This window comes from Streptococcus sp. Marseille-Q7087, assembly GCF_965111935.1.
Map to the genome: position 1 here is coordinate 900,485 of NZ_CBCOPJ010000001.1, position 18,607 is coordinate 919,091.

17 protein-coding genes and 2 pseudogenes are annotated in these 18,607 nt (G+C 34.1%); 14 read left to right on the plus strand and 5 right to left on the minus strand.

The window, feature by feature from the left end:
- Positions 1-44: 44 nt before the first annotated feature.
- Positions 45-614, minus strand: a complete 570-nt coding sequence (locus ACWPVF_RS04715) for a CYTH domain-containing protein (RefSeq protein WP_454385001.1) — start codon at positions 612-614, stop codon at positions 45-47.
- Between the two features lie 133 nt (positions 615-747).
- Between ACWPVF_RS04715 and ACWPVF_RS04720 the strand changes: the two genes are divergently transcribed.
- The 13 genes from ACWPVF_RS04720 (at position 748) to ACWPVF_RS04780 (ending at position 14,628) form a co-directional block, all read left to right on the plus strand.
- Entirely contained in the window at positions 748-1,419 is a 672-nt protein-coding gene (locus tag ACWPVF_RS04720) for a GTP pyrophosphokinase (protein WP_045616114.1), read from the plus strand.
- Positions 1,403-2,221, plus strand: coding sequence for an NAD kinase (locus ACWPVF_RS04725; protein WP_016465841.1), 819 nt, complete (start codon positions 1,403-1,405; stop codon positions 2,219-2,221). Before ACWPVF_RS04720 ends, ACWPVF_RS04725 begins: the two co-directional genes overlap by 17 nt.
- Positions 2,218-3,117 carry an RluA family pseudouridine synthase gene (locus ACWPVF_RS04730; RefSeq protein WP_414307692.1) on the plus strand — a complete coding sequence of 300 codons (900 nt, stop codon included), beginning with the start codon at positions 2,218-2,220 and terminating at the stop codon, positions 3,115-3,117. Before ACWPVF_RS04725 ends, ACWPVF_RS04730 begins: the two co-directional genes overlap by 4 nt.
- Before the next feature lie 15 nt (positions 3,118-3,132).
- Positions 3,133-4,107: a phosphate acetyltransferase gene (gene pta, locus ACWPVF_RS04735; RefSeq protein WP_414266958.1), complete on the plus strand. Its 975-nt coding sequence runs from the start codon at positions 3,133-3,135 to the stop codon at positions 4,105-4,107.
- Positions 4,108-4,255: 148 nt separating this feature from the next.
- Positions 4,256-5,107, plus strand: a complete 852-nt coding sequence (ylqF, locus tag ACWPVF_RS04740) for a ribosome biogenesis GTPase YlqF (protein ID WP_414307691.1) — start codon at positions 4,256-4,258, stop codon at positions 5,105-5,107.
- The gene (locus ACWPVF_RS04745) at positions 5,094-5,876 is read left to right on the plus strand and encodes a ribonuclease HII (RefSeq protein ID WP_414307690.1); all 783 of its coding nucleotides are present in this window, start codon (positions 5,094-5,096) and stop codon (positions 5,874-5,876) included. The genes ylqF and ACWPVF_RS04745 overlap by 14 nt, the downstream gene beginning before the upstream one ends.
- Positions 5,877-5,887: 11 nt before the next feature.
- Entirely contained in the window at positions 5,888-7,438 is a 1,551-nt protein-coding gene (locus ACWPVF_RS04750; protein ID WP_414307689.1) for a ClC family H(+)/Cl(-) exchange transporter, read from the plus strand.
- A 61-nt stretch (positions 7,439-7,499) separates the two neighbouring features.
- On the plus strand, positions 7,500-8,243 hold the full coding sequence (locus tag ACWPVF_RS04755; protein ID WP_414307688.1) for a CPBP family intramembrane glutamic endopeptidase: 744 nt from the start codon (positions 7,500-7,502) through the stop codon (positions 8,241-8,243).
- Between the two features lie 684 nt (positions 8,244-8,927).
- Positions 8,928-9,260 carry a helix-turn-helix transcriptional regulator gene (locus ACWPVF_RS04760; RefSeq protein WP_195347955.1) on the plus strand — a complete coding sequence of 111 codons (333 nt, stop codon included), beginning with the start codon at positions 8,928-8,930 and terminating at the stop codon, positions 9,258-9,260.
- An 8-nt stretch (positions 9,261-9,268) separates the two neighbouring features.
- Positions 9,269-10,102 (plus strand): ImmA/IrrE family metallo-endopeptidase, encoded by an 834-nt coding sequence (locus ACWPVF_RS04765; RefSeq protein ID WP_414307687.1) that lies wholly within the window; start codon positions 9,269-9,271, stop codon positions 10,100-10,102.
- A complete protein-coding gene (locus ACWPVF_RS04770) occupies positions 10,099-10,764 on the plus strand; it encodes a PIN domain-containing protein (RefSeq protein WP_414307686.1) in 666 nt (221 codons plus the stop codon). Before ACWPVF_RS04765 ends, ACWPVF_RS04770 begins: the two co-directional genes overlap by 4 nt.
- Positions 10,765-10,990: 226 nt before the next feature.
- On the plus strand, positions 10,991-13,132 hold the full coding sequence (locus tag ACWPVF_RS04775; protein WP_454385007.1) for an HsdM family class I SAM-dependent methyltransferase: 2,142 nt from the start codon (positions 10,991-10,993) through the stop codon (positions 13,130-13,132).
- 2 nt (positions 13,133-13,134) lie between these two features.
- Positions 13,135-14,628, plus strand: a complete 1,494-nt coding sequence (locus ACWPVF_RS04780; RefSeq protein WP_414307684.1) for a restriction endonuclease subunit S — start codon at positions 13,135-13,137, stop codon at positions 14,626-14,628.
- A 92-nt stretch (positions 14,629-14,720) separates the two neighbouring features.
- On the opposite strand, the pseudogene ACWPVF_RS04785 reads toward ACWPVF_RS04780, so the two are convergent.
- Together ACWPVF_RS04785 and ACWPVF_RS04790 are read right to left on the minus strand one after the other, a co-directional pair.
- Positions 14,721-14,851: pseudogene (locus ACWPVF_RS04785) on the minus strand (transposase); the annotation flags it as partial.
- 70 nt (positions 14,852-14,921) lie between these two features.
- A pseudogene (locus tag ACWPVF_RS04790) lies at positions 14,922-15,359 on the minus strand (S24 family peptidase).
- Between the two features lie 302 nt (positions 15,360-15,661).
- Between ACWPVF_RS04790 and xerS the strand changes: the two are divergent.
- Positions 15,662-16,732: a tyrosine recombinase XerS gene (xerS, locus tag ACWPVF_RS04795; protein WP_045616124.1), complete on the plus strand. Its 1,071-nt coding sequence runs from the start codon at positions 15,662-15,664 to the stop codon at positions 16,730-16,732.
- 76 nt (positions 16,733-16,808) lie between these two features.
- On the opposite strand, the gene ACWPVF_RS04800 is transcribed toward xerS, so the two are convergent.
- Together ACWPVF_RS04800 and ACWPVF_RS04805 are read right to left on the minus strand one after the other, a co-directional pair.
- On the minus strand, positions 16,809-17,450 hold the full coding sequence (locus ACWPVF_RS04800) for a hypothetical protein (protein WP_045616126.1): 642 nt from the start codon (positions 17,448-17,450) through the stop codon (positions 16,809-16,811).
- A 111-nt stretch (positions 17,451-17,561) separates the two neighbouring features.
- Positions 17,562-18,551 (minus strand): lipoate--protein ligase, encoded by a 990-nt coding sequence (locus ACWPVF_RS04805; protein WP_045616128.1) that lies wholly within the window; start codon positions 18,549-18,551, stop codon positions 17,562-17,564.
- Between the last annotated feature and the right edge of the window lie 56 nt (positions 18,552-18,607).

The following is an 18,607-nucleotide window of genomic DNA, read 5'->3' on the forward strand; positions in this document are numbered from 1 at the left end:
AATATTTTTTATCTCTTTTATTTTATCAAAAAAAATTGATTATTTCAGGATTTTTTCATATTTTCTATAAATCGTACTAATTTTGAAGGAGCTTTCTTGTATTCGATATCATTTGCCTGTAAAAACTCCTGAAAATCAAGACTTCCCTGGTCTCCATTTTCGACTTCCAACTCTAGTTCATAATCAACAACATCGAAGTAGCTACTTTGATCAAGTGCCATCAGTCCGATAGAGGTCTCTTTCTCATAACGAACAGTGGTTAAACAACCTAAAACAATCCATCCACTTGGTGAAACACCTCGATTTGAAAGTTCTTCTAAAATCATTCCCTGAGGAATCTTACATTCTTCTAAACATTTCTTTGCTTCTTCTAGAGTGAGAGCTTGATTGTATTCCATATTTCCAACTTTTTGAGGGATTTTTATGGTTAATTCGGCGCTATTTTCAAATGTACGAATGCGCATGGCAATCTTATGTTGACGAAGATAAAAATCAGGTGTATCTAAGTAGTAATTTTTTTGTGTAATTGGTGTAATTTCTGAAAACTGACCTTGCAATCTCTGATATTCTTCTTTACTGAGAAGTGTTTTCATTTCAATTTCTAAATGTTTCATTTTTTCAACCTTTTCTTTATATTTGAAAGCGATTTATGGTATAATAAGCATTGTATTTATTGTATCTGATTTTCACTAGAAAATCAAAAACTAGATAAATTATAGTGTAGAGAGAATTGGACGTAAGAGTTATATGATTACAGAATGGGAAGAATTTTTAGATCCTTACATTCAAGCTGTTGGAGAATTGAAAATTAAACTCCGAGGCATCCGAAAACAATATCGAAAACAAAATAAACATTCTCCTATTGAGTTTGTCACAGGTCGCGTAAAGCCAATTGAAAGCATCAAAGAAAAAATGGCACGTCGTGGGATAACCTATGACACGCTTGAACAAGATTTGCAAGATATTGCAGGATTGCGTGTGATGGTTCAATTTGTAGACGATGTGAATGAGGTTGTATCTATCCTTCGTAAAAGACAGGATATGAGAGTTGTTCAAGAACGAGATTATATCACTCATCGTAAGGCGTCAGGTTATCGTTCTTACCATGTAGTTATTGAATATACAGTCGATACTATAAATGGTGCAAAAACCATCTTAGTTGAGATTCAAATTCGTACCTTAGCTATGAACTTTTGGGCGACGATTGAACATTCACTCAACTATAAATACCAAGGTGATTTCCCGGAAGAAATTAAGGAAAGGCTTGAGATTACTGCCAGAATTTCTCATCAGCTAGACGAAGAAATGAGTAAGATACGTGCTGATATCCAGGAAGCGCAAGCACTCTTTGATCCTTTGCACAGAAAATTAAATGACGGGGTAGGAAACAGTGACGATACCGATGAAGAATACAGGTAAACGAATTGACCTTATTGCCAACCGTAAACCTCAGAGTCAAAAAGTTCTTTTTGAATTAAAAGATCGCTTAAAAAAGAATAATTTTATCCTGAATGATAAGAATCCAGACATCGTTATCTCTATTGGTGGAGATGGCATGTTACTGTCTGCATTTCATAAATATGAAAACCAACTCGATAAGGTGCGTTTTATTGGGGTCCATACTGGTCACTTAGGTTTTTATACGGATTATCGTGATTTTGAGTTGGATCAATTAGTCACAAATTTACAGCTGGATAATGGAGCTCGAGTTTCTTATCCGCTCTTAAGTGTTAAAATATTTCTTGAAAATGGAGAAGTCAAGTCTTTCCGAGCACTAAATGAGGCTAGTATTCGTCGAGCGGATCGCACTATGGTTGCGGATGTTATTATTAATCATGTTCCTTTTGAACGTTTTCGAGGAGACGGCTTGACGGTTTCAACGCCAACTGGAAGTACAGCCTACAATAAATCACTTGGTGGTGCTGTCCTACATCCGACCATAGAAGCATTACAATTGGCGGAAATTGCTAGTCTGAATAATCGAATTTATCGAACACTTGGTTCTTCAATCATTGTTCCTAAGAAAGATAAAATCGAACTAATACCAACTCGAAATGATTATCATACTATCTCTATCGATAATAGTATCTATTCTTTCCGAAATATTGAAAAAATAGAGTACCAAATCGACCACCACAAGATTCATTTCGTTGCCACTCCAAGCCACACCAGTTTTTGGAATCGAGTTAAGGATGCCTTTATTGGTGAGGTGGACGAATGAGGTTTCAGTTTATTGCTGACGAACATGTCAAGGTCAAAACCTTTCTGAAAAAACATGAAGTTTCTAAAGGGTTACTTGCTAAGATTAAGTTTCGAGGTGGTGATATTCGAGTCAACGGGCATCCACAGAACGCTACCTATCTCTTAGATATTGGGGATGAGGTTGTCATTGATATTCCTCCAGAAGAAGGTTTCGAGACATTGGAAGCAATTGATTATCCGCTAGATATTCTATTTGAAGATGATCATTTCTTGATTATTAATAAACCCTTTGGTGTTGCATCTATACCTAGTGTCAATCATTCTAATACTATTGCCAACTTTATCAAGGGTTACTATGTCAAACAAAACTATGAAAACCAACAAGTCCACATCGTTACCAGACTTGATAGAGATACCTCTGGCTTGATGCTTTTTGCTAAACACGGCTATGCGCATGCTAGGTTAGACAAGCAATTGCAAAAAAAGGCTATTGAAAAGCGTTATTACGCCCTGATTAAAGGAGAGGGTCATCTGGATCCTCAGGGAGAAATCATCGCACCAATAGCCAGAGATGAAGATTCCATCATCACTAGACGGGTCGCAAAAGGTGGGAAATATGCGCATACTTCCTATCAGATAGTAGCATCTTATGGGGATATCCATCTAATTGATATTCGTCTCCATACTGGGAGAACCCACCAGATTCGGGTTCATTTCTCGCATATTGGATTTCCATTACTCGGAGATGACCTTTATGGTGGAAGTTTAGACCACGGCATAGAGCGTCAAGCGCTTCATTGCCATTACTTATCGTTCTATCATCCTTTCTTAAAAGAACAGTTGGAGCTAGAAAGCCCACTACCGGATGATTTTAACGCACTTATTACACAGTTATCAAATAATAATTTATCTTAAAAGGAGTCAAAACTCATGGAAGTTTTTGAAAGTTTGAAAGCCAACTTAGTTGGTAAAAATGCACGCATTGTTTTACCTGAAGGTGAAGAACCACGTATCCTTCAAGCGACGAAGCGTTTGGTAAAAGAAACAGAAGTTATCCCAGTTCTCCTAGGAAACCCTGACAAGATTAAAATCTATCTCGAAATCGAAGGAATTACAGAAGGTTACGAAGTCATCGATCCAGAACATTACCCACAATTTGAAGATATGGTTGCTTCACTTGTTGAACGTCGTAAAGGAAAAATGACAGAAGAAGAAGCGAGAGAAGTACTCATCAATGATGTTAACTACTTTGGTGTTATGTTAGTTTATATGGGCTTGGTTGATGGTATGGTTTCAGGAGCTATTCACTCTACAGCTTCAACAGTTCGTCCAGCTCTTCAAATTATCAAGACTCGTCCAAATGTTAGCCGTACATCAGGTGCCTTCCTTATGGTTCGTGGTACTGAACGTTACTTGTTTGGTGACTGTGCTATCAACATCAACCCAGATGCTGATGCTCTAGCTGAAATCGCGATTAACTCAGCTATCACAGCTAAGATGTTTGGTATCGAACCTAAAATTGCTATGCTTAGCTATTCAACTAAAGGTTCAGGTTTTGGTGAAAGTGTTGATAAGGTTGTCGAAGCAACAAAAATCGCTCATGAGCTTCGTCCAGACCTTGAAATTGATGGTGAATTGCAATTTGATGCTGCTTTCGTTCCAGAAACTGCAGCTCTTAAAGCACCAGGAAGTAATGTAGCTGGACAAGCTAATGTCTTTATCTTCCCAGGTATTGAAGCTGGTAACATTGGTTACAAGATGGCTGAACGTCTCGGCGGATTTGCTGCAGTTGGACCGGTATTGCAAGGACTTAACAAACCTGTAAATGACCTTTCTCGCGGATGTAACTCTGACGATGTCTACAAATTAACTCTAATCACAGCTGCACAAGCTGTTCATCAATAAAATTTTTATCCCTCTTTTCCTCTTGGTAAAGGGGGATTTCCCTTTTATTTAGATACCATTCATCTGCAAAAATAGCTAAAATATGGTAAAATAGTCAGTAATCATATATGTTTTATAAAATAAGTTTGTATGAAGAAAAGGAAATAAAATGGCAACTATTCAATGGTTTCCTGGACATATGTCAAAAGCGCGTCGTCAAGTTCAGGAAAATTTAAAATTTGTTGATTTTGTGACGGTTTTAGTTGATGCACGTTTGCCCTTGTCTAGTCAAAATCCGATGCTGACTAAAATCATCGGAGATAAACCAAGACTATTGATTTTGAACAAGGCAGACCTTGCAGATCCAGTATTAACAAAAGAATGGCGTCAACATTTTGAATCCCAAGGCATTCAAACACTTGCCATCAACTCTAAGGAGCAAATTACAGTTAAAGTTGTAACGGAAGCTGCTAAGAAACTCATGGCAGACAAGATTGCTCGTCAGAAAGAACGTGGAATTCAAATTGAGACCTTGCGTACCATGATTATTGGGATTCCAAACGCTGGTAAATCAACTCTGATGAACCGTCTGGCGGGTAAGAAAATCGCTGTTGTTGGTAATAAACCCGGTGTTACTAAGGGTCAACAATGGCTTAAAACCAATAAAGATTTGGAAATCTTGGATACTCCAGGTATTCTTTGGCCAAAATTTGAAGATGAAACCGTAGCACTCAAGCTTGCTTTAACTGGAGCTATCAAAGATCAGTTGCTTCCAATGGATGAAGTAACGATTTTCGGTCTTAATTACTTTAAAACACATTACCCTGAAAAGCTTCAAGAACGTTTTAAACAAATGAATTTGGACGACGAAGCTCCAGAAATCATCATGGATATGACACGTATCCTTGGTTTCCGTGATGATTACGATCGCTTCTATAATCTCTTTGTCAAGGAAGTTCGTGACGGAAAACTTGGTAACTATACCTTAGATACATTGGATGATCTCAATGGCAACGATTAAAGAAATAAAAGACGCATTAGCAAAGATAACAGATCTTGAAAGTCCCCTTTTTAAGGAGTTTGAAAATGATTCTCGCTCAGGTGTACAAAAGGAAATTGAAAAGCGTAAGAAAGCTATTCAAGCTGAAATTGATGAAAATCTGCGCCTAGAAGGCATGTTATCTTATGAAAAAGAGCTTTACGCTCAAGGTTTTAGCTTAATTGCTGGTGTAGATGAGGTCGGACGTGGCCCATTAGCTGGTCCTGTTGTTGCTGCGGCAGTCATTTTACCTCAAAATTGTAAGATTAAAGGTTTAAATGACAGTAAAAAAATCCCTAAGAAAAAACACGAGGAGATTTTTCAGATTGTCAAAGAGAATGCCCTAGCAATCGGTATTGGGATTATGGATAATCATGTCATTGACCAAGTCAATATCTATGAAGCAACGAAACTAGCCATGAAGGAAGCTATCTCTCAACTTGAACCTCAACCAGAACACCTTTTGATTGATGCAATGAAGTTGGATTTGCCGATTTCTCAAACATCCATCATCAAAGGAGATGCGAATTCCCTATCCATTGCAGCTGCATCCATCATTGCTAAGGTTACAAGGGATAAGATTATGGATAACTATGACCAGGAATTCCCAGGTTATGATTTTTCTCAAAATGCTGGTTATGGAACGGCTAAACATTTAGAAGGTATAGAAAAGCACGGATTTACACCCATTCATCGCACAAGCTTTGAACCGATTAAAACGATCGTTTCAGAAGCTGAAAAAGATAATTAAAGGAGAAAATTATGGAGGAACAGTCGGAAACATTTAGTTCCAAGAAAGAATTTGCCTTTGCGTCAAGTACAATTCTATCTCAAGTAGGGCGAGGAATTATCGTTGGATTAGTCGTAGGCCTTATTGTTGGGTCGTTTCGGTTTTTGATTGAAAAGGGCTTTCATGTCATCCAAGGGCTTTATCGTGATCAAGATAATCTTGTACGTAACCTGTTGATGATTTCCTTGCTTTATCTTGGTATTTGCTGGCTTAGTGCCAAATTAACACGCTCAGAAAAAGATATTAAAGGTTCTGGTATTCCTCAAGTTGAAGCGGAGTTAAAAGGTCTCATGTCTCTCAATTGGTGGAGTGTCCTCTGGAAGAAATACATTCTAGGTATCTTGGCCATTGCGAGCGGACTCATGCTCGGTCGTGAAGGTCCCAGTATTCAACTAGGTGCCGTAGGAGGAAAAGGAATTGCCAAATGGCTGAAATCTAGTCCAGTAGAAGAACGTTCTTTAATCGCAGGTGGAGCTGCTGCTGGACTTGCCGCAGCCTTTAACGCTCCAATAGCAGGCCTGCTTTTTGTAGTAGAAGAAGTCTACCATCACTTTTCAAGATTTTTCTGGGTTTCTACCTTGGCTGCTAGTTTAGTAGCAAACTTCGTTTCTCTTCTCATCTTCGGGTTAACACCTGTTCTTGATATGCCTGATGATATCCCTCTCATGAGTCTAAGCCAGTATTGGATTTATCTGGTAATGGGAATTTTTCTTGGACTCTCAGGTTTTCTTTATGAAAAAGCCGTTCTGAATGTCGGCAAAGTTTATGAATGGATTGGCCAAAGGCTTCATATTGATAAAGCTTATCATCCAATTTTTGCTTTTATCCTGATTATTCCTGTGGGAATATTCCTACCACAGATTCTTGGAGGGGGTAATCAGGTTGTCTTGTCCTTAACGGAACAAGATTATAGTTTCCAAATTCTTTTAATTTACTTCATCATTCGCTTTATCTGGAGCATGATTAGTTACGGAAGTGGACTGCCAGGTGGTATTTTCTTACCGATTTTAGCATTGGGTTCATTACTTGGTGCTCTAATAGGTGTTATTTGTGTCAATCTTGGACTTGTTACCCAGCAGCAATTTCCTATCTTTGTGATTCTTGGAATGAGTGGTTATTTTGGGGCTATCTCAAAAGCACCTTTGACAGCAATGATTCTTGTGACGGAAATGGTTGGTGATATCCGAAACCTCATGCCTTTAGGGATGGTGACCCTAGTTGCCTATATTGTCATGGATTTGCTCAAAGGAGCGCCTGTCTATGAAGCCATGCTAGAAAAAATGCTACCTGAATCAGCAACTGATGATGGAGAAGTTACACTAATAGAAATCCCAGTTTCTGATAAGATAGCTGGTAAGCAGGTACATGAACTCAATTTACCACATAACGTACTTATCACAACCCAGGTACATAACGGTAAAAGTAAGACAGTTAATGGATCAACAAGAATGTATCTAGGTGATATGATTCATCTCGTAATTCCAAAAAGTGAAATTGGAAAAGTAAAAGATTTGCTTTTATAGAAGTATTATTTTACATAATTTTTATTACGAAAAGTTATAATAAATTTTGAAAGGTTTCTCTATGAAAAAAAATAAGGCAATTTTGGTATATTTGCTAGGAACATTTATCCAATTAGTATCAGTTTGTCTAGTTTTCTTTCTATTGAATCGTTATTCTGTTCAGTCTAATGTATTAACTATTTCAGGAATCATTCTAGGTGGAATTTCTTCAGCTCTCTGGGGAATAATTGTTGCTAATCGATATTTTCATATTCATTTTAAGAAGATTTTAAAAGATTTTTTTAACATTCATACTAGTTATAAACACTATTTATTATCTTTCTTCCTAATTATATTTGATTTTTCTTTCATATTGTTTGGTGGGAAAATGTTAGAATTTAACTGGTATCTCCCTTTTTTGATGTTCTTCAAATTTATTTTATTTGGAGGAATAGAAGAGATTGGATGGCGATATGTATTTCAACCAATTTTACAAGAACATTTGCCGTATTTCCTCTCCACAATCTTAACCTTTTTTAGTTGGGCTATTTGGCATCTGTTGTACTTTTACATAGATGGTTCTCTGGCAATATTACAATTGACGCCGTTTCTAATTGGATTACTGACAAATTCTTTCATACTATCAGCACTATATATTAAAACAAACAATCTCTGGATTTGTGTAATGACTCATTCAATTATTAATGTCTTGTCTCAACTAACCATAGATACTAATCAATACGAAACTTACTTGATAAAAATCTTCGTCATCTTAGTTTCGTGCTATATGGTAATGAATAAAAAAGAAGAGTATAGTCGTAACTGATTGTATTAGTAAACTTTCATTTTAATAAAATGAAATATAAAACTCCAAAACCAAATCAAATATGATTTGGTTTTTATGATAATAAGAATCAAATTTTACTTGAATTACATTTACTAGAGTTGAAGATCGACAGAGGAGCATTTAGCAAAAAGTATAAAAAATTTTAATCATAATAAATTAATTAAAAGAAAAACTAAAAAAATTTTTGGTAAAACTAAAAATTTATGTACAATTGACTTAACTAGAGCTAAACCATTGATAAAACTGAATTAGAAGGATAAAGTACACTCATTAAGCAGTTTACTTTATTTTTGTTTTGTACATTATTTTAGAGTGGTATTTTGTATATTTTCTAGTACATCACATACTCTAATCTAAGAAATTGTTTTGTACATTTTTACTCTAATAGGTGTAGAAGAAGTAGTGGTTCAATTGTACATTTTTTTGCTCATTTAATTTTCTATTGAAAAAAAGCTATTGGATATTCATAGTCAATAAAATTTCGAACTTTCTTTTTATATTTTCCATTATAAAAGAATATTAGGAATAATCTGTTAATTTTTAGTTTTTGTTATTTTTTTGAGCAACAAAAAACATAAAGTTATAATTTTGTGACAAATACCTTGAAAACGAGTTGTTAACGTGATAGAATAAGGTTAGAAAGGAAATATAAAGGTATAGGAGATGAATAAACAAATTGGTAACAGAATAGCAGAATTAAGAAATGCTAAATCTTTTTCTCAAGAACAAGTAGCTGAAAGAATTGGAATAAGTAGACAAAAATATGCTCGTATTGAAAACGGCATTAATAGCGTGACATTGGAAATTCTTGTAAAACTAGCTAACGTTTTTGATGTCAATGTTAATGATATTACGAAAGTCCTTGAACAAGAAGCGTCTGTAGCTTATAGATCAGGAGAACAAAAACAATCAACACGTGATATGCTTTATATGATTGATTTATTCTATGCAAACAAGCGTTTGTATGAAAAATTAACTTATCAGGATAAGGAATAGGTAACTCAATGGATAGATTACGAGAAAAAGAGATCCGAAAGAAGGCAAATGAGATCAGAGAACAATGCACCACAACAAGGTATGGTATTTCAAATCTTTTCAAAGACTGTGAAAATTTTAAAATCAAGCTTTTTCGCTATCCTATGGGTGAGGATGCTGATCTTGGTTTTACATTAAAGAGAGATAACGATATTATTATTTTTACGAATACAAGTATACGTCTTTCAAGGGAAATCTTTACACTTGCTCATGAAATCGGACACGCAGTTCTCCATTTTGAAAATAAAGAGGCTTTTTTTGATAATAATTCAACTGTGTCGGGTTCAGACGCTGATGAAAAAGAACATGAAGCAAATTATTTTGCAGCTTGCCTGTTGATGCCACAAGAGAAAGTGGAAAGCTTTATTGATTTCGAAATAGAGGATAGTGAAAGTATTTCAGCAAGAGATATAGCAAAAATGATGGTGGAGTTTAACGTTAGCTTTGACATGGTAGTTAATAGATTATGTAGTTTGCAGCTTATTGATGAACATAAAAAAACGTTATTGAATGTTGCTAAAGTAGAAACCAAAGTAGGGAATCTTATTAATTCAGTTGGTGGTGGTTCTGCTTTAAATCGACCTAGCGAGGAAATAGTCATTCCTGAAGAGTACTCAGAGTATGCACTCTATAACTTTAATAATGGGGCAATGCCGAAAGAAACATTGGAAAAAGTTTTAGGATATTATCATCTTTCACTTGAAGACTTTGAGGATGAAATTGAACAAAATAATATCTTTAGTCAGGAAGACGATGCAGAGGATATAAATTTGGATGATTTAATTGGAGGATTAAGTGATTGAACGCTTCACTGGATACAAATACTATTATTCATTTTTATAGAGCAGGATGTCAAAATATTCTTTTTGGGTATTTTGATTCTATCTATATTTGTGACCAAGTCTATTCAATTGAATTGAAAAACCATGGACAAGATATCCTGTCTAATGTAAACTTAGACATTCAAGCAGGGAAACTGGAATTATTTTCACAGGAAAAAATGGCTAGTAAAGGGATCCTCCAGCTTTTTAAGGAACACACTAAAGATCAAGAAATATTGTATAATTTGGGGGATAAAGGCGAGGCACATGCTATTGCTTTAGCAAAAACACTAGGGGCATGTTGTCTAGTCACTGATGATACAAAATTCGGTGGACCATATGCAAGTCTTTTGCAATTTGATGATGAAGTTATGCCTTTTACATTTGCGGAAGTTATTATTCTCTATTATATTTTTGGAACAATAGATGCTTCTAAAGCAATATCGTATTTTGATAAAATCAATATCACATCAACAATGAATTGGGATTTTGAAACACAGCTAAAAAATTTTTTAAGACGGTTTAACCCAAATAAGGATAGTAAAGATGCTAGGTGGCTCGATAAGGCGTTAAAGGAACAAAAAGTTAGCCTAAAATATAAAATACTAAATATGCGACAATCTTTAAAAACAAATAACCAATAGACATAAACGAAATCAATAAATTCTCTCAACTTTAATGCAATTGTATTGCCGATTATGTTATAATAATGGTAACGTGCTTCATAGAGTGATTTTTAAGCACATTTTAATAGCATTAAGCTAAAAAATAAACCGTATCAAACGGTTAAAAATGTTTTGATATAGGAAGGAAAACGATGATACAATCCATCAGCACACATTCTGTTGTCTTGGAAAGCGAGGCTTTCCAATGAGTAAAAATTTTTCTTCTGCAAGATTAAAATTTAGAAGTAAATACCTGACACGTGAGAAGTTAGAAAAATCATTCGTTCCAGTTGATGGCAAAATCTTAACTAACATTTCCATAAAAAATAAGGATAATGAACCGAATGAAGAGTTTTACAAGTGGGAGTTTATTTATGCTCTTATTGATGCCCAGTTATTCAATAAAGATTTGATTGGGACGGAGATTTATTTTCCTAAAGGAAACAAAAATTCTAATCCAATAAAAATTGATGCAGTCATTTTTTCTGATAGTAATTGGAGAAATTTATATAAAGAATATAGAGATAATAAGAATCAAGATGCACTTAGTGAATTGAGAAAACTTGCAATTGTCATGATTGAGTTCAAAAAAGAAAGTGATAAAACAATTGAACAGGTTTTTAATTCACAAATTAGAGCTGCCATCAAGGAGTCTGACAGTCTTTTTACATTAGGAGTTTATTACAATGAAGGTCGATTATATCTTTTTAAAAAAGATATCGGCGGAACAATCTCAAGGTATGATAACAGCAAAAATTTCCCAACTAGCCAGCGAATATTAGAACAATACCAGCTTGAACTAACTGATCCTTACCACGTTATTCCGAGTTATGATGAATTAGATAAAAAGATAAACGGTGTTAATTTAGAAAAATCACAGTTAAAAATAGAAGATTTAGATGTTGTTGATAGAATTTCCGATGAGAATCTTAGAAAATCGCTAAATAATATTTTAAGACAACTTTCTGAGGATAGTTTGTTTAACGAGGAAGGGTATTTACTTTTAATTCAACTGCTTGCGTTAAAAATTTTTGATGAAAATGAATCTGAAAAGTATGGTCAAGAATTAAAATTTCATATTTCTGAACATGAAATGCTAGTTAATGGAGATTTGTTAAAATCAGATACCAGAATTTTCATTGAACGCTTAAAGTCAATATATAAGAGTGCTAAAAAACAATATAAAAACATTCTTTCGGAAAATAAAATTGACTGGAATAATTCTCGTCATATTAGAGTGGCGCAAACAATTGTTCAGGAATTTCAACGATATTCTTTTACAAAATCATCTAGAGGTGATTTGTATCAACTGGTGTTTTATAATTTTGCAACCAAATTCAAGAAAGAAGAGAATGCACAGTTTTTAACACCAATTCCTATTATCGACTTTGTAGTTAGTTTAGTTAATCCTAAAAGAACAGAGACTATTTGTGATCCTTGTTGTGGAATAGCAGACTTTTTATCAGTGAGTTACGCTAATTCTGACTTCAAACTTAAAGATAACAACCTGTTCGGCTTGGATAACGACTATAATATGACAGTGCTTGCACAATTGAATATGCTATTAAATGGCGATGGAAATGCAAACATCCATTATGTTGAGGATAAAGGTTCAATCGACCATAAATTACTTGATGATGGAAAAATAATAGCTTTAGATGAAAATTATCATCTAAGTGGAAATTGGGATAATAGACCAGATGGAACGGAGTTGATGAAATATGATGTTGTTCTTACTAATCCACCATTTGGTAAAGGTCGTAATCTAGATTTAAAAAAATCTGAAGATCTTAGAGTAGCTAAATTTTATGAAACATACGAAAAATATATTGAGACCAATCCTAAAGATGGACTGGATTTAGGTGTTGTATTTTTAGAAAATGCCGTTCGCTCTATTAAAGAAAATGGAAGATTTGGTATAGTTTTAAGTAATAGCATAGCATCTAATAAGAGCTTTGAATTTGCTAGAGAGTGGCTTTTGCATCAAGTACGGATTGTAGCATTGATTGACTTACCTCCAAATATATTTGCAGAGACGGGTGTAAATACGACTATAATCATTGGCTACAAGCCACCTAAGTCAGAACTGGAAAATTTAATCAAAGATGATTATTCAGTTTTTGTAAGAGAAGTAGCGAATGTAGGATATACGAAAAAAACACTTAATAGAAACGTTATTTTTGAAAATGATTATAAGTTAAATCCAAAAACATTTGAAACAATAATAAATTCAGAAACAGGGGAGAATTTATTAAATGAGGATTTTTCAGAAATAATATCAGACTTCAGAGAATGGTGTTTACTTCAGGAAGACACATTACGAACAAAATTTTTATCGGGTAGGTAATTATGGAAAGTATTTTATTACCTAAAGATATATCTATAAGTCAGATTTTATCAAACAAGAAAAATCTTTCGGCAAATAACTATAAAAAAATTGCAATAAAGAATATCAATATTGTAAAATTAGCTGAACTTTTAAATGAGGAAATTCCTTATCAAAAAGGAATTGAAACTGGTTCAAGTTTATATTTGAGTAATTTAAAATCATCAGTTAATTACATAAGGAATAGCTGCTTAGACAATATTAACTATGTAACTCAAAGCAACAAATCTTTGTACCTTAATGATAAAAAGTTAGTTGACAGTGAAAAATTCACTTTATCTGAGCAAGATATTTTGTTGTCAGTTGATGCAAATATAGGGGATGCGTCATTGTTTTTATCAGAAAACCAGAACAAATATATATTTTCTTCAGGTCTGGTGAGATTGAATATTGGTCATGGTTTTAACAAATATTATCTATTTGCATTTCTAAGAGATGAATATTTTAGGAAACAGTTGGATGCAATGACTCCAAAGGGGTCTACAATTAGGCATTCTGGCAATAGATTTTTAGAATGTTTAATTCCTCTTCCCAATAATAATGAAACGTGGGTTATCAAACTTATAGAAAACTTGGTGAAAAATCTTACATATTCTGAAATACAAGCTAAAAATAATTTGCATAATATTTATAATATATATGATAATTTACTCTTGATAAATAAAAATGAACTCAAAAGCACTACTATTTCTCAATTGTTTCATAATTTTAGGTTAGATGCTGGTATTCACTCAGAAGAAGTACAGAATTTTTTTAACTGTATTGAAACTTACCCTAGTGGTTTTTCATCACTTGAAGATTTGGGATATAAGACTAAAAGAGGTCCTAGTTTACAAAAGAGGGATATTGGACGTTCAATTATTTCTCGACGCTATATTCCAAATTATCCAATTTTAGTTTATCCTAGCGACATATCAAATTTTGGTTTTGTTGGAAGAACGTCATCTATAGGAACAAGTGGAAAGATATGGTTTTTACAAAAAGATGATATATTATTTTCTGCTGAGGGTAATATAGGAAAAACTTTTGCAATCTGTGATAACTCATTAAAGTTTACTACTAATATACATGGTATTATTATTACTCCAAAAACAAAGAAACACTCCATACAAAATACAATACTGATTACTACATTTTTAAATTATATGAAACACAAAGGTATTATGGATAAAATTTCCGTTGGTGGTCAAGGTGGAAGTTTTGCTGTTCAATATTGGGACATAATCAAGTTTCCAAATATTAGTAATGATAGTTTATCTGAAATATCTAAGTTATACTATAGCGGACAGAGCATAAATCCATTTGAATTTGACTCTGAAAAAATAAGGCATTTAGGAATATATGAGATTAGTAATCTCAGAGTATTATGCAGGTCCTTATTGGATACTATTCTGTCAGATATTAAAAATGATACATTGAAAGATAAAGACTATTATTTAAGCATTTTAAATGATTGATTTTATTAAAATTGAAAAAGACGATTTCCTTCCAGAAATCGTCTTTTCTGCTTTTTCGTCAACTGTAGTGGGTTGATGAAAAGATAACACCAAGAGAGGTCGAGATTCGTTCTCTCTTTTCGTATGTTCAAAGCGATGATTATGCCATTTTGAAGTTTTCATAGTTCTTAAAACCATAAGCATTCCGTTTGATAATCTTAATCAGGTTGTTGCTTGCTTCAAGTGTAAACTGGTATATATAGTTCCCTTTTTTTACTGTTCAATAGGCGTGAAGTTACCTACTTTTTTCCCAATTATGCGATGTTTTTTTCGTAAGGCGCATAAATAACATCATACTTCTTATTTATCGAAACAAGTCGTAGATAGTTTTTATGAAGGTACACTTTTTTTACATAGGTTTGATTGTTAAATTTCACTGCATAAATTTGTCCATCTTCGATATTTGTTGATTACTTAATCAATACCACATCGCCATCAGGTAAATCAGGCTCCATTGAATCACCTACAACCCATGAGACGAAATCATGAGGGATATTTTCGGTTGAATAAGTAAGAGTATAATCTCCATCACCAAAGTAGGAGTAGCCCGTTCCTGCAGAAAGACCTTCATAGGTTTTATAGCTGAAGAGATCAACAACTTTGTTATCGAATTTTTCTTGTTCTTCAAGTAATTCTGAGCAATAGACAACAACTTTGAAATCAAACAAGCTAAAAACAACTCTAAAGATCATTAAATTGATATTGGAGTGCTTTTTATTGCCAAAATGTACATTTGAAAAATTTTTAGTTTTCACTTAAATAAAGTACATTTTACAGAAGATGAACATCTTTAAAAATTTCCAGTGTTCACTTAAATAAAGTACATAATTGACAATGATTAGCTCAAAAAAATTTTTTGGTTATCTAAAATACAATTGCAAAAATTTAGATATTGCATATATCACCTATTACATTTTTCCGAAAAACTATAATTTTCTTGAAAAATATATCTAGCTATGCTATACTACTAGTATAGAAAGATTTGGAGAAAAACATGAAACGCGAGATCTTATTAGAACGGATTGATAAACTCAAACAAGTGATGCCCTGGTATGTTCTGGAATATTATCAATCAAAATTAGCCGTCCCCTACAGTTTTACAACCTTGTACGAATATTTAAAGGAATACGATCGATTTTTCAGCTGGGTTTTAGAATCTGGTATATCGAATGCTGACACCATGGCAAATATACCTTTAGATGTACTTGAGAATATGACAAAGAAAGACATGGAATCTTTTATTCTTTACTTACGTGAACGCCCTTTGCTTAATGCTAATACGACAAAGAATGGTGTCTCCCAAACAACCATCAACCGTACTTTATCAGCGCTTTCTAGTCTTTATAAGTACTTGACTGAGGAAGTTGAAAATGAACAAGGGGAACCTTATTTCTATCGCAATGTTATGAAGAAAGTTGCTACCAAGAAAAAGAAAGAAACTTTGGCTGCTCGAGCCGAAAATATCAAGCAAAAGCTCTTTTTAGGCGATGAAACAGAGGGTTTTTTGAATTATATCGATGAGGAATACCCCAAAACTCTCTCAAATCGTGCCCTATCCTCTTTTAATAAGAATAAAGAGCGAGATTTGGCAATTATTGCACTCCTTCTTGCCTCTGGTGTACGTCTCTCTGAGGCAGTAAATCTGGATCTTCGAGACCTTAATCTCAAGATGATGGTGATTGATGTAACTCGAAAAGGTGGAAAACGAGACTCGGTCAATGTTGCTGCCTTTGCTAAACCTTATTTAGAGCAATATCTCGCTATTCGAGACAAACGTTATAAGACAGAAAAGACTGATACAGCTCTCTTTCTAACTTTATATAGAGGTGTTCCAAACCGTATTGACGCTTCTAGTGTCGAAAAGATGGTAGCCAAGTATTCAGAAGACTTCAAAGTACGCGTAACACCCCATAAACTGCGTCATACACTAGCAACTCGTCTCTATGATGCGACCAAATCACAGGTTATGGTCAGTCACCAGCTAGGACATGCTAGCACACAAGTTACCGACTTGTATACCCATATCGTTAATGATGAGCAGAAAAATGCCTTGGATAGTTTATAATGATACATAATATAGTTTATGTAATATTTAAAATAGAGCGATAGATTTTTGATTATCTAACGCTCTTTTTTTGTTATTATAAAAATTCAATCCAATAATTTCTGTGTGGCTCAATTATAACTGGCTTTCCCCAAAATGACTTTAGATAAGCCAGATTCGCAGGGGTTACGGGTCTTTTTTCTTCATTGTACTTCTCAGCACTTTCTTTCGTTAAAAAACATTTAACAGCTTCATATGGCGTACCGTCACTAGCTGTACGATCAATATCCATATAAGCAATTTCATCACCTTTTTGAGGACTGTCAGTAAGAAGTTTTCCAATAAAGTAGACTGTTTTATTTTTCATTAATTCATAAGCTTTACAATTTTCAAGTCGGTTATTCGCTGCTGCATACATAATACAAAAACTATCCACGATGTCTTTCATTGGCATTAACGCTTCTTTGCTTACGATGATTTCCTCAGGAGCAAGACCCCCAATAATCAAGTCTTTAAAATGAGCTTGCTGAATAACATTGTCTAAGGCCATTCCCAGAGGGATTTGTACAGCTTGAAAACCTAAAGGTTCTAACTCTTGTCTTTTCTTATCGAAGTGTTCTTGTGTGATACTGACATTCAAATCGTATGGATTTGTAGTTTCTTGTTTCTTAAAAAATGCTACCACAGTACGATCTAACTGTTCAAATAGACCAAGATTTTCAACTGGAATCTTTATCATTATTAATTTTTCCTCTATATATTTAAAATTTCCACTATATTATACTCTCATGATGATCGATTATCAAGTTTAAATAAAAAAGAAATCCACATTACATGGATCTCTCTTTCTTTATTCCACCACTGCCTCAGCAATTTCTTCTGCAGTGATTCCTGCGAAGTAACGACCTAGGTTAATGGTTTGAAGTGCTTTAAGTACATCTTCGCGTTCGTATTTAACACCACGAAGGACATCTTCTACTGCTGCTACATCTTCGATACCAAAGAAGTCACCGTAAATCTTAATGTCTTGAATTTTTGATTCAATAACATTAGCAAAGATTTCTACCTTACCGCTTGGGAATTTTGTGCCACGACGGACATTGTATTCAGGAGACTTTCCATAGTTCCAGTCCCAAGTCCCAAACTTAGTTTCTTTGATTCGATTAATTTCAGCCAATTCCTCATCTGAGAAGACATACTCTGTCATTTCAGGGTATTCTTTTTTCATGTATTCCAAAAGTAAGTCACGAAATTCTTCTACAGTAATTTTTTCTGGCAATTCGTCTACGATATTGGTTACTCGTGCGCGAACTGATTTAAAACCTTTTGATTCGAACTTGTCTTTAGAAACCTTAAGTGCGTTAGCTAGGACTGACAAATCTACGTCAAATAGAAGACAACCATGGTGCATGATACGGCCATTGATATAGGCTTGTGCATTTCCACAGAATTTCTTACCGTCGATTTCTAAATCGTTACGGCCTGTAAATTCAGCTTTAACACCAAGTTCAGCTAAAGTATTGATAACTGGAGTAGAGAAGCTCTTGAAGTCAAAGGCCTTGTTTTCATCTTCTTTTGAAATGATTGTATAGTTAAGGTTGTTCAAATCATGGTAAACAGCTCCACCACCACTGATTCGACGGACTACTTCAATTCCATTTTCACGAACATAGTCACGGTTAATTTCTTCAACCGTATTTTGGTGACGTCCTACAATAATAGATGGTTTGTTAATCCAAAGAAGGAAGATTTGATCCTCGTCCAAAAGGTGTTTAAAAGCATATTCCTCTAAAGCAATATTAAAGGCAGTGTCGTTTGAATGATTGATAATGTATTTCATAGTATTTCCAAAAATCTAGTTTTTAAATTCTGTTCATAGCAATCCAATTTTCTAAA